We start from the raw sequence: 12,247 nt of genomic DNA on the forward strand, positions 1-12,247 counted from the left end.
AGTGGTCGCGACGTTGAGCCGGCGCCGACGGACCCGGACAGCGCAAAGGCCGCGCTCGACCGCATCGCTATTCCGCAGGACGTATTGGATCGCATCGGCAACATCACGCCGCGATCTTCCCTGATCGTCACGGACGAGGCGTTGAGTTCGGAAACCGGCAAGGGAACGGAATTCGTGGTGCTGTTGAGCGGCGAGCCGCAAGGGGGCATCAAGAACCGGCGACGCAGGCCGGGGACTGACTTCCGCTACGCGCGCCCACGCGGCATGCCTTTTTGGCACTCGCCTTTCGGGGGTCCATTCACTTGGTAAGCCCGTTGTTCTCGCGGCAATTCGAACTTCACTTCGAGTGCAGGACCTAGTTCGCCCGGCCTTCCGCCGCGCTCCGACGCAGGACATCCACCGGCAAATCGTGCACCACGGCGGCGACAGCCGGTGGATCGGTGCCGATCTCGCGGCCGCGGCCGCGGATCAGCCGTTCATAGGACGCGATCAGTGTGGTGTAGGGATTGACCCAGATCCAGCCGTCGCGCGTGAACACCTGCACGTCGAAGTGAAGGTGGTAGGACGTGCCGTTCGGGAAATCGAGATAGTTGGAGACCACGCCGACCTTTTCGCCCTCGGCGACTCGGCGCCCGCTCAGAATGCCGTCGGCATCCATCGCTGACGGGTTCATGTGCATGTAGCGAAAACGGATGTGCTCGTTGCGGGTGTTGATCTGCAGCGTTGCCGCCTGCTGCTTCAGCGAGCGGATCAGGATGCCGTCGCGGACGGCGACCACAGACTGCTTCCTCGGATGACAACTGCTTTCGCTGTTGCTGTTCGGCGGGCATGGCGCGGGACGGATATCCTGACCCTGGTGTCCGAAGCCGGCAGCGCATTGCCCGACCTGGAAGCTGCGGGCTTCGCAAAAATTGTCCCGCCATGGATAGACGCCCTCCGTCCTCTTCCTGCCGAAGGATTGCGAGCGGATGGCGGCGGGCGCCTTTTCAAGTGGAAACCGGATCTGCGAGTAGGCAGCAAAATCGGCGCGTCCGCCGCGCCGGCGTATGCTGCTGCGGGAGATAATGTCGCCGCCCGGGTAATAGGTGAAGGCGGGCGAAACCGCCGTCGGTCGTTCAGCGATCTCGGACGAAATGTCATGGCGCGGCCGCGCCGGTTGTCCGCCCGCGATGCGCAAGGCTTTCAGGAAGCGCTCGGCGATGGGATAGGCTTCGCGGCAGGCCAGCCGCCGCGCCCGCGGCGCTGAATCGAGACACTGTATCGACACCACATAGGGCACGCCGAAGCGCGTGAAGGCGTAGCGCACATAGCCTTCACGGATGAAGCGGCGCATGTCGGGAAATTGCGCCGCCAGCGCCTTGACCGGCTCGCCCTTGCCGCCAAGCGGATCGGCGAGGTCGTAGAGCAGGATCGAGCCCGTGATCTGCACTTCGACCGGCTTGGCGAAGGTCCGCGAGCTGCCTGCGCCTGATAGCAGCGAAAACACCGCGTCGTAGCCGGCCGGACCGGCGTGAAACAGGTCTGCGGGCCGGAAATCGGCCTGGTAGCGCGACAGCGGAAGCTGCGTGCCGTCGGCCTGGCCTTCGAGGTAGCCTGCGGTGTCGAACGGCAACAGCACCGGCACCGGACTGCGTCCGATCCCGTTGAACAGCGGCGCGTTGATGGCGTTCAGTTGCACCAGCGCAGGCGTCGAGCGCGGATCCCATGCCGGCACCCGCCGCTGGCCGGCGAACATGAATCGGGAGGCGATCGCTGGCCGGGTTCCGATCTCGGTGCGGAGCTGATCGACGACCGCCCGCCATTCGACGCGGACGGCTGATATCGACGGTGTCCTGAACTCGTCGGCGGCAGCGCCGGTGACCCCGGCCAGGAGCAAACAAGGGGCTGCCAGCCAACGCATAAGCAAGCGGACAGCCACGGTATTCAATGCATCGCCCCCCGGCGCGTGCTCCGTATTCTAAAGCGCGATTTCAATCCTTCGCGCGCTCGACGTAAGAGCCGTCTTCGGTCATGACCACGATCCGGGTTCCCGTTCCGATATGCGGCGGCACAGCGGTGCGAACGCCGTTGGAGAGGATAGCAGGTTTGTAGGAAGAAGAAGCGGTCTGACCCTTGGTCACCGGCTCGGTTTCCACGACTTCCAGCGTTGCACGCTGCGGAAGCTGGATCGCGACCGGGTTCATGTCGTGCATCGACAGCTTCACGGTCATGTTTTCCTGCAGATAGGGCGCCGACGAGCCGACGATCTCCTTCGACACCTGAACCTGATCATAGGTCTCGGTGTTCATGAAGTGGAAGCCGTCGGCATCCTCGTACAGGTAGTTGAAATTCTGGTCCTCGACGGTCGCCTTCTCGACCTGGTCGGTGGTCTTGTAGCGTTCCGACACCTTCACGCCGTCGCCGATGCGGCGCATTTCGATCTGGCTGACCGGGGTTCCCTTGCCCGGATGAATGTTTTCGGCCGACAGCACGACATAGAGCCTGCCGTCCTGCTCGATGATGTTGCCCTTGCGAATAGAACTGGCGATGACTTTCAAAGCTGTTTTCCTGAATTTCTGGCCTTTGGGCCTATCCGGACATCGTGTCCAAGCGGCCAAATCGGGCGGTTTCGGGCTGCAACATACTGATTTTGCCCGTCGATGCCAGCGTTTTACGGCCATTCCCGCGGTCCGCCTGGGGCCGCAAACAGCCCGGTTTCACCGCGTTTATTGGAAGACGCCGACAAGGTCATTTAGCGGTCCGCAACGATACCGATGGCCTTGCAGTAAATTTCCAAGGGCACGCAGAAGCCCGAAAGCTCAGCGAGTTACGCTGGCTTTCTAAGCGAATGGACAAGGTGCGTATCTTTCGACATGAAATGACGGAGTTGAGCTTAGCCTCGTCACCTCCTGCTGCTTATCGCTTCGCTGCAAAGAAAGTCGAATAATATCAATGGTGTTGGTCGATCCCTTGCACGTATTGATGGGTTCGGTGGGCGCGCCTCCGCGGTGGCCGGCTCGGAATAGTTGCTGATGGCAGACATCGACCAGCCTTCGCCATGGTGGTCGCCCGCGCGGCACGCCGATCGGAAGCCGTTCCTGACGGCGCGAGGTGCGATCACCAGGGCGGTGCGGGCCTGGTTCGACGAGCAGGGTTTCAGCGAGGTGGAGACCGCCATCCTCCAGGTCTCGCCGGGCAACGAGACGCATCTGCACGCTCCCCGTACCGAGCTCACCAGCAACGACGGCACCCGTGCGACACGGTATTTGCGAACGTCGCCGGAGTTCGCCGCCAAGAAGCTGCTCGCCGCCGGCGAAGCCAAGATATTCGAGTTCGCGCGCGTGTTCCGCGACCGCGAGCGCGGCGATCTGCATCTGCCGGAATTCACGATGCTGGAATGGTACCGTGCCGAGGCAAGCTATGACGCTGTTATGGCCGACACCATCGTCGTGATCGCCCACGCTGCACAGGCGACCGGAATCGGCCGGTTTTCATTCCGGGGTAGAACCGCCGACCCCTTCGTCGACCCGGAACTGTTGACGGTGGCACAGGCAGTCGAGCGCTTTGCCGGGATCGATCTTTTGGCCACGATCAGCCATGGCGAGGGCGACCGCGCCGCACTTGCGGCGGCGGCAAATCCGCTGATACGGGTCACGGATGACGACACCTGGTCGGATATTTTCAGCAAGGTGCTGGTCGAGCACGTTGAACCGAATCTGGGGCAGGGGCGTTTGACTGTCTTGTTCGAATACCCGGCGCCGGAAGCAGCGCTGGCGCGAGCGAAGGCGGCCGATCCCCGCGTCGCCGAACGTTTTGAGGTCTATGCTTGCGGCGTCGAACTCGCCAATGGATTTGGCGAATTGACCGAGGCTGCCGAGCAGCGTCGCCGTTTCGTCGCTGATATGGACGAGAAGGAGCGGCGCTACGGCGAGCGCTACCCGCTAGACGAGGATTTTCTCGCAGCCGTCGCCGCGATGCCGCCATCGAGCGGCGTAGCCCTCGGTTTCGACCGGCTGGTGATGCTGGCAAGCGGCGCGCTGCGCGTCGATCAGGTGGTGTGGACCCCACCGGCAGGAGAGACATGAACAGGATTGATCCGAAACTGACGGCAACGCTGCGGCAGCCCGCCGAGCTCATCGAGCGCGGGCTGGCGAAGGCTACCGATCTCGCCGACCTCGAACGGGTCGCCGCGCGATATGCCATTGCCGTGACGCCAGACATCGCCGGCCTGATCGACACTGAAAATCCCGATGATCCGATCGCGCGCCAATTCATTCCGAGCGCGCTGGAACTGGTGGAAGCGCCGGGCGAGAACGCCGATCCGATCGGTGACGACGCGCATTCGCCGGTCGCCGGCATCGTCCATCGCTATCCCGATCGCGTCCTGTTCAAGCTGGTGCATGTCTGCGCGGTCTATTGCCGGTTCTGCTTTCGCCGCGAGATGGTCGGGCCGGGCAAGGCAACGGCGCTGTCGGAGGCCGCCTATCGCGGCGCGCTGGATTATATCCGTCGGCACGGCGAGATCTGGGAAGTCATCCTGACCGGCGGCGATCCGCTGATGTTGTCGCCACGGCGGCTTTCCGAGGTTATGGCAGACCTCGCAACCATCGAGCACGTCAAGATCGTCCGCATCCACACCCGCGTGCCCGTGGCGGCGCCTGCGCGCATCGACGGCGACATGATCAGGGCGTTGCGGGCTCATGGCGTGACCACCTGGATCGCGGTTCATGCCAATCATCCGCGCGAACTGTCGGGCGAGGCACGCGCCGCCTGCGCGCGGCTCGCTGACGCCGGTGTTCCGCTGGTGAGCCAGTCGGTGCTGCTTCGTGGCGTCAATGACGATGCCGCGACGCTGGAAGCGCTGATGCGGGCCTTCGTTGAATGCCGAATCAAGCCTTACTATCTGCACCATGGCGATCTCGCGCCGGGAACGGCGCATTTACGCACGACGATTGCAGAGGGGCAGGAACTGATGCGGAACCTGCGGGGCCGCGTGTCCGGCCTGTGCCAGCCGGACTATGTGCTCGATATTCCCGGCGGCCATGGAAAGGCGCCGATCGGCCCGAATTATTTGTCGCATGCAAATTCTGGGAAACGTGAACTATCCTCGGAAACGCATTATCGTATCGTTGATTATTGCGGTGATGTGCATCTCTATCCGCCAAAGCCGTAATCGGCGATGACGGACGAAGGCGAGGAGAAACCGAAGCCGCACGAAGACGAGGGCAGCCGCGCAATCGAAAACGCTGTGATGCTCGGCTTCTTCGCGGTGCTGGTGGCAGCCGGAATCTGGTTGCTCAGCACCATGGCCGATATACGAAAGGTGCAAGATTGCGCCGCCCAGGGACGCCGCAATTGCGGAACGATCGACGCGCCAGTGCGATAGGCAGAACAGAAAGCGGGAGAACCAAGATGCGAAAAACAATCCTGTCGATGCTGTCGATGGCGGCCCTGATGTTTCTGATCGGCGGCAGCCCGCAGGTCCTTGCGCAAGGTGGATCGTCGACGGTGACGAAGAACCCGGACAGGCCGATACCGCAGGCGCCGGTCGGTCATCGCCAACCGCGCGCCAGCGATGTGCCCAGCGAGAAGAGCCTGAACGATCCGAACGACCCGCTCAACAAGGAAAACGCAGCCCTCGACCGCAAGATCAAGAGCATCTGCCGCGGCTGCTAGGCTCGAGAGCTTCCGTGAAACCGTGAAGCAGGGCGCGCAGACCGCGCGCCTGCTTCACGGTCGTTCGTTCAATTGGCTAGGCCGATAGCTCCTGGATTTTGCGCGACGGCCCGTTCCGTCTTGTCCCGACCGCATCGGCCAGCACGTTCAGCGCGGATACCGTCGTCTCCCAGTCGATGCAGCCGTCGGTGATGCTTTGCCCGTAGGTGAGCTTCTTGCCCGGCATTACGTCCTGGCGGCCGGCCACCAGATTGCTCTCGATCATGACGCCGGTGATGCGCTGCTCGCCGTTCGAGATCTGCTGCGCGACGTCGGCCACGACCAGCGGCTGGTTCTCCGGCCTCTTGTTGCTGTTGGCGTGGCTGGTGTCGATCATGATCCGCGGCGCCACGCCGGCGCGGACAAGTTCGAGGCACGCGGCGTCGACGCTTTCCCGGTCGTAGTTCGGCCTGTGGCCGCCGCGCAGAATGATGTGGCAGTCCTCGTTGCCGGTGGTCGCCGCGATCGCCGAGCGTCCGCCCTTGGTCACCGCCATGAAGTGGTGCGGATGCGAGGCCGACTTCACGGCATCCGCTGCGATGCGGACATTGCCGTCGGTGCCGTTCTTGAAGCCGACCGGGCAGGAAAGTCCCGACGCCAGTTCGCGATGAATCTGGCTCTCGGTGGTGCGCGCGCCGATCGCCGCCCACGCCATCAGGTCGGCAATGTATTGCGGCGTCGTCATGTCAAGGAATTCGGTCCCGGTCGGCAGGCCGAGGTTGTTCACGGCCGAAAGCACGTTGCGGGCAAGCCGCAGCCCCTTGTTGATGTTGAAACTGCCATCGAGGTCGGGATCGTTGATCAGCCCCTTCCATCCGACCGTGGTGCGGGGTTTCTCGAAATAGACGCGCATCACGATCTCGAGGCGGTCGGCAAGCTTCTCCCGCAAGGCGGCGAGGCGCTCGGCGTAGTCGACGGCTGCAACCGGATCGTGGACCGAACAGGGGCCGACGACGACCAGCAGGCGATCGTCGGCCCCGTTCAGGATGGCGTGGATGGCGTTGCGCCCCGCCATCACCACGCGCGTCGCGGTCAAGGTGCGCGGTATCTCACGCATCACCTCCTGCGGCGTACTCAGCTCTTTCAGTTCGCTAATTCGAAGATCGTCGGTGGTGCTCAACACGGCTGCGGCTCCTGTTTTGAGAACCTGCCGGCCAATAAAAAAGCCGCCAGGTCTGGCGGCTGTTCGGACTTTTTGGCTTCAATTCATCAGATTGAGCGCGATCCTCCCACCGCCAGCGAGCTGTCGTAGCTAAAATACCAAAAGTTGCTGGCGGCGATCATGATCATGACGGGCTCTATAGCGCACCCGTCCGGCCTTGTCATCATTTAATCGGCGTCAGGATTTTTGAGCGAGATCAACGACAGAAGGAGCCGGATCAGCCCGGCTTGGTCGCGGACGAAAATCCCTCCGAGGACGTCCTGATGCGGTTGCGGCCGAACACGTAGACCGCCGATGTCGCCAGCAACAACGCCATGCCTATCAGAATGGAGGTCAGGCCGAGCGGAATGAGAAGCAGCGAGGCGTTGCGGTCGGGATTGACGAACCAGTGATGGAGCGAGGTCAGCACGAAAGCGGCCCCAGCAAAGCCTGCACCGCTGCCGACAAGCAGCAGGGCCCACATCCGCCGCAACTGGCTCAGCCGCTCCCGCGCGATCTCGGTGCGCGGCGCATGGTGGCGCCCGACGCGCCGTACCAGCCGTATGGCAAACCCGATCGAACTGAAGCCGATCAGGAGGCTTGCGGCCCCCAGCAGCATCCGCGCATTGGGACCGAGATCGGGATGTTTCTGCAATGTCAGCAGCGGAAAGTCGAATGCGGCATGCAACGCCACCGGCGCAAACAGCGCGAGGCACCAGCTCGAAATCCGGGCCCAGTCGCGATGATGGCGATGCGCGCCCAGCGCCGTTCCTGCGCGCGCGATCGCGATATAGGCGCCCGCGATAATGCCGAGCGCACCGTGAAACGGCACGGTCAGGACGCTGCGCAACGCGGCCAGCGAACGCCACATGTCGGCATGCTGCACGAGGTAAGCGAGGTTTTCGTAAGCCGCGAAGCCAAGGCCAGCGGCTGCGCCGTAGACCACAGTGTCCATCGGGTCCGCAAAGGCGCGGCGACGGATCGAGACGAGAATGATGACCAGGACCTTCACGATCTCTTCGGGCGCAGCGACGCCGAAGACCGAGCGCAGCCCCTGCGTCATCCAGGGGTTTCCCGGCACCGCGAGGATTGCGGCAAAGGGGGCGCGGGCAATTCCCAATAGAGAAATGCTGGCGGCCCCGAGTATGAAGGCGAGCCACACCCGCACGGGCGGGCCCGGGCGCTCGTCGGCGGCGATGACCAGCCAAAGCAACAGCAATGCCGGTGCGATGGCGGCAACGCCGATCGATGTGGGGAGGGCCTGGAGCAAAAGCATGTGGGGAAATTACCTCATCGGGCGCTCAAATGGCCGCAAATTCAGTTGTTTGCAAGAAATCCGAACGCGACTTGTTGTCGCCAAGAGCAATTCGAAAATTTGGCCTTCCGGGCCTATCCGACGGCCTTGCCGCCGATCTTGCCATGTACCATCAGCAACCCCGCCAGCGCGACCAGCGCGAAGCCGGCGCCGGCCAGGAACGTTCCCTGCGGTCCCGTGATGTCCCAGAGCGCGCCCGCAATGATGCTGGCTGCGAGCACCGCCAGACCGCCGAGCAGGTTGAAGAATCCGTAGGCCGTGCCGCGCAACTCGGCCGGCGCGGTATCCGCCACGAGCGCGGCCAGCAAGCCCTGCGTCAGCCCCATGTGCAGGCCCCAGAGGACGACGCCCAGCGCAACGCCGCCAATCGACGGCAGCAGGGCCAGCGCAACATCAGCGGCAACCAGCAACAGCATGCCGCTCGCCAGCACGGCCGTGCGGCTCATGCGATCCGAGATGACGCCGGCCGGATAGGCCGCGAGGGCATAGACGACATTCATGGCCACCAGCACGGCAGGCACGAGCATGATCGGCAGTCCGACATTCTGGGCGCGCAGAACCAGGAATGCCTCGCTGAAGCGCGCCAGCGTGAACACGCTCGCCACCGCGACCACCCACCAATAGGCTGCTCCGAGGTTTCTGATCTCGACCAGGCTGATCGGATTGCGGACCGTACGCAGTGTCTGCGGCCGCTCGGGCTCACGCACGGCGAAAACAATCAGCGCCAGCGCCAGGAAGGCGGGAACCACGGCAACCCAGAACACGACCTTGAAGTTGTCTGTCGTCCACCACATCAGCGCGATGGCGAGCAGGGGGCCCATGAAGGCGCCGATCGTGTCGAGCGATTGGCGCAGGCCGAAGCTCGCGCCGCGCAAATGGGCCGGCGCGAGGTCCGCCACCAGCGCGTCACGAGGGGCGCCTCGTATGCCCTTGCCGATCCGATCGACAAAACGCGCGGCCACCAACCAGGCGACGGTTGGCGCCAGCGGAAAGACTGGCTTGGTGAAGGCCGCGAGGCCGTAGCCGGCAGCCGCGAGCCATTTGCGTTTGCCGAGCCAGTCCGAAAGCGCGCCGGAGAATATTTTTGTAATGGAGGCGGTCGCTTCGGCGATGCCTTCGATGACACCGACCGTCACCATCGACGCGCCAAGCACCGAGACCAGGTAGATCGGCAGCAGCGCGTGGATCATCTCCGACGAGATGTCCATCAGCATCGAGACGAAACCGAGAACCCATACGCTCGCCGGAACATCCTTGATCGAGTAGGTCGGCTTGGTGCCACCAGCCATATCGCCCCTTACGCGCTGTCTCGTTGCGTCAGTATTGTCCGGCACGCTTCGACAAAGACCACGGCCCCCGTGATGATGTCGGCGTCTGCGGTGTTCTCGGTCCAGTGGTGCGAGATGCCGCCGATCGAGGGCACGAACAGCATGCCCGCCGGCATGACGGTCGCAAGAATCTGGGCGTCGTGACCGGCGCCGCTCGGCATGCGGAGTGACCTGCCGCCGGCACAGGCTGCGCCGGCTTGTTCGATGGCCTGCTGGAACGAGACATCCATCAGCGCGGGCGCGCCGGTGCGAATGCGCTCCACCACGACAGTGCCCTGCTTGTCGACCTCTGCGGCCATGCTGCGGAGCAGATCCTCCAGCCGCGCAATCACGCCCGGATCGTCGTCGCGAATCTGGAACAGCATCTCTGCGGCGCCCGGGATGATGCTGGGCGCACCGGGATCTAGGGTGATGCGGCCGGTGGTCCACACCGTGCGCGGACCGCAAACGGCCGGGAAGCGGGCGTCGATATCGACGCAAAATCTGGCGAGTGCGAGGCCGGCGTCCCTGCGAACGGCCATCCGCGTGGTGCCGGCATGGTTTTGTTCGCCCGTGAAGGTGATGCGGTATTGCCAGATGCCGACGATGGACGTGACGATCCCAATCTTGAGGTCGCTGCTTTCGAGCGTCTCGCCCTGTTCGATATGGGCTTCGAGATATCCGATATGCCGTCCGCGTTCGTAGCGCGCGCGGGCGCGGCCGGCCAGGCCGGCATCGCGCAGCGCGTCACGCATGCTCCGGTCGTTATTGCGGTCGCGCGCCGCGTCGATATCGGCTTCGGTGACGCCGCCGACATAGGACCGGCTGCCAAGGAAGTGTCCGAAATGCCCTTCCTCATCGCACCAGGACGCAACCTCGACGGCGCCGCTTGTATTCGGATCGGGATTGATGACGCGGGCAGCTTCGAGCGCGTAGACCACGCCGAGCGGTCCATCGAGCCAGCCCGCGTGGTTTTGGCTTTCGAGATGCGATCCCGCCAAGAGCTTCGGCCCCGGCTTCGTGCTGGTGCCGACGATGTTGCCGATGCCGTCGATCTCGCCCGCGAGGCCGGCCTCAGGAAGCCGCTGCACCAGCCATTGCAGGGAACGCAGATGCGGTTCCGAAAACGTCGGCTTGTGGACACCGGTCTTGTACGGGCCGATTGCACGCAGCGCGTGAAGATCGGCGAGAACACGCGTGCCATCAACGCGTGCGAGATTATTATTCATGACTTGCGTACCTTGCGGGTCCGTAGTTCTCCGGAGCAGAACAAAGTTCCGGATGATGTTCGCGCGAGTAGAACAAAGTTCCAGGGATGTCGCTAGCCGCGCTTATCTTATCCTCCCGACAGCAGGGCCAATGCGATGATGGCAAGCCAAGCAACGATGACAAGCGCCGCCACCGCGCCGGCGGTTATCTTCGCTTTCTCCTTTAACGTGTAATCGCGCATTGTTTTCGGAAAAAGTGTGTGTCGAGGCCCTCGCGGCCGAACAGCCGTCTAACTTGATGTCGTCGATTCTGCGATCCCCGGCAGGGATATTCTCGATCGTCGGGCGAGGTTATTCAATGTCCTCGAGCCGGGCCTGTCCCCCGTTCGTGCTGATCGTGGTGCGGCCGCCGAAGGTTGTGCCTTGCAAGCTCGACACATCGCGGTCGTGCCAGACTGAGTGCCCGTAGTAAAAAGAACATTATCCCGCTGGATCGAGCTCGCCTGCACCATGATGATATCTGCGCGAGCCGGCAGCGAATGACCGGCGGTCAGAGCGATGCGCCGCCCTCCGACCAAAGAGCTTGTCGTGCAATGGGCAGGGCTGGGACCGACCTATGGAATGATGGCAATCGCAATGGCATTCAGTAGCGAGTTGTTTCGCCGTTTGTTTGTCTGCAAGCCACGAAGCTAGTGGCGCGATCACCTCATAGTTGCAGCATGGCGACTTCGAATTCGAACGGCGCGAATGCACCTAGCAGCGCAAGGCCAGCGGACGTTCTCAGCTATCTGGCGGAAAGTAGCACCGCACCGTCAGGCGGAGTGCGACGTAAAGCGCGACGCAGGCTGTGATTGCAATAGCGGCCGTATCCATTTTCCCTGTCCCTCATTCCTATGCACTGGTGTCCGTTTGCCGGACTACGCAGCGGATGGAACTTGGGCTGTGAAGATGGTTCCCTTAAGCCGTGAAAATGGTCGCCTTGGGCTTTGAAAGTGTTTGGAACGTGATGGCGCTCCCTAGCGGAATCGAACCGCTCTCTCCACCGTGAAAGGGTGGCGTCCTAACCGATAGACGAAGGGAGCAAAACAACCGGAAAATCAAGGTGTTATGCGCTTGATGGGCCGTTTGGCCGCCAACGTCCATGTTCCATGGAGGCGGCGACGGGCGAACGTATAGTGGCGTTTGGCCGGGTGGGCAAGCCGCTCGAAAAACCCGTTTTGCGGTCGTTTGCGCCTCGATCGACACGCCACGGCGGCACGCCAGGCCGTGCAACGGATTTTAAAGCCGTAGGGCGTAAGGCTGTGTCGGGGGAACTTCCGACATGGCTTTGCTATCGAGCAAGAAGCGCGACACGCGGAAATCATTGAGTCAGCCCGGCTGGATCACGCTGGAGGGTGGTTTTGCCGCACGCCAATGCGTGGTGCAGGATCTGTCCACGACCGGGGCGAAGGTCACGATTGACGATCCCAACACGTTGCCGGCGAAGTTGCGGTTGGCGTTTTCGCGCGACGCCAGGACCGGACGCCGCTGCGAAGTGGTCTGGCGCCGTGGCAAATCGGTCGGCGTGAAGTTCGTGCGCTGA

At 63.1% G+C, this 12,247-nt stretch carries 11 protein-coding genes, 1 tRNA gene and 1 pseudogene; 6 read left to right on the forward strand and 7 right to left on the reverse strand.

Annotation, left to right across the window (positions count from 1 at the left end):
- A pseudogene (locus tag CP49_RS13440) lies at window positions 1–309 on the forward strand (hypothetical protein); the annotation flags it as partial.
- Between the two features lie 46 nt (window positions 310–355).
- Here CP49_RS13440 and CP49_RS13445 read toward each other — a convergent pair.
- Entirely contained in the window at window positions 356–1,900 is a 1,545-nt protein-coding gene (locus tag CP49_RS13445) for a M23 family metallopeptidase (RefSeq protein ID WP_057850726.1), read from the reverse strand.
- A gap of 70 nt (window positions 1,901–1,970) precedes the next feature.
- Window positions 1,971–2,537 carry an elongation factor P gene (gene efp / locus CP49_RS13450; protein WP_057850727.1) on the reverse strand — a complete coding sequence of 189 codons (567 nt, stop codon included), beginning with the start codon at window positions 2,535–2,537 and terminating at the stop codon, window positions 1,971–1,973.
- A 474-nt stretch (window positions 2,538–3,011) separates the two neighbouring features.
- Between efp and epmA the strand changes: the two genes are divergently transcribed.
- The 4 genes from epmA to CP49_RS13470 are packed head-to-tail and all read left to right on the forward strand — an operon-like array spanning window position 3,012 to window position 5,655.
- Complete coding sequence (gene epmA, locus CP49_RS13455) at window positions 3,012–4,064, forward strand: EF-P lysine aminoacylase EpmA (protein WP_057850728.1); 1,053 nt, start codon at window positions 3,012–3,014, stop codon at window positions 4,062–4,064.
- Window positions 4,061–5,152, forward strand: coding sequence for a lysine-2,3-aminomutase-like protein (locus CP49_RS13460; protein WP_057850729.1), 1,092 nt, complete (start codon window positions 4,061–4,063; stop codon window positions 5,150–5,152). The genes epmA and CP49_RS13460 overlap by 4 nt, the downstream gene beginning before the upstream one ends.
- A gap of 6 nt (window positions 5,153–5,158) precedes the next feature.
- Window positions 5,159–5,365, forward strand: coding sequence for a hypothetical protein (locus CP49_RS13465; protein WP_057850730.1), 207 nt, complete (start codon window positions 5,159–5,161; stop codon window positions 5,363–5,365).
- Between the two features lie 26 nt (window positions 5,366–5,391).
- Window positions 5,392–5,655: a single stranded DNA-binding domain-containing protein gene (locus CP49_RS13470; protein WP_057850731.1), complete on the forward strand. Its 264-nt coding sequence runs from the start codon at window positions 5,392–5,394 to the stop codon at window positions 5,653–5,655.
- Window positions 5,656–5,731: 76 nt separating this feature from the next.
- Here the strand turns inward: CP49_RS13470 and CP49_RS13475 are convergent, their stop codons facing one another.
- The 5 genes from CP49_RS13475 to CP49_RS13495 all read right to left on the reverse strand — a co-directional run bounded on the left by CP49_RS13475 (window position 5,732) and on the right by CP49_RS13495 (window position 11,747).
- The gene (locus tag CP49_RS13475; RefSeq protein ID WP_057850732.1) at window positions 5,732–6,817 is read right to left on the reverse strand and encodes a 3-deoxy-7-phosphoheptulonate synthase; all 1,086 of its coding nucleotides are present in this window, start codon (window positions 6,815–6,817) and stop codon (window positions 5,732–5,734) included.
- Window positions 6,818–7,073: 256 nt separating this feature from the next.
- Entirely contained in the window at window positions 7,074–8,111 is a 1,038-nt protein-coding gene (locus tag CP49_RS13480; protein WP_057850733.1) for a PrsW family glutamic-type intramembrane protease, read from the reverse strand.
- A 113-nt stretch (window positions 8,112–8,224) separates the two neighbouring features.
- Window positions 8,225–9,439 (reverse strand): MFS transporter, encoded by a 1,215-nt coding sequence (locus CP49_RS13485; protein ID WP_057850734.1) that lies wholly within the window; start codon window positions 9,437–9,439, stop codon window positions 8,225–8,227.
- Window positions 9,440–9,447: 8 nt separating this feature from the next.
- Entirely contained in the window at window positions 9,448–10,686 is a 1,239-nt protein-coding gene (locus CP49_RS13490; RefSeq protein WP_057850735.1) for a Zn-dependent hydrolase, read from the reverse strand.
- Between the two features lie 986 nt (window positions 10,687–11,672).
- Window positions 11,673–11,747: transfer RNA gene (locus CP49_RS13495), tRNA-Glu, on the reverse strand.
- Between the two features lie 239 nt (window positions 11,748–11,986).
- Here CP49_RS13495 and CP49_RS13500 point away from each other — a divergent pair.
- On the forward strand, window positions 11,987–12,247 hold the full coding sequence (locus CP49_RS13500) for a PilZ domain-containing protein (protein ID WP_057850736.1): 261 nt from the start codon (window positions 11,987–11,989) through the stop codon (window positions 12,245–12,247).

Origin of the sequence: Bradyrhizobium valentinum (assembly GCF_001440405.1) — a bacterium.
GTDB classification, from domain to species: domain Bacteria; phylum Pseudomonadota; class Alphaproteobacteria; order Rhizobiales; family Xanthobacteraceae; genus Bradyrhizobium; species Bradyrhizobium valentinum.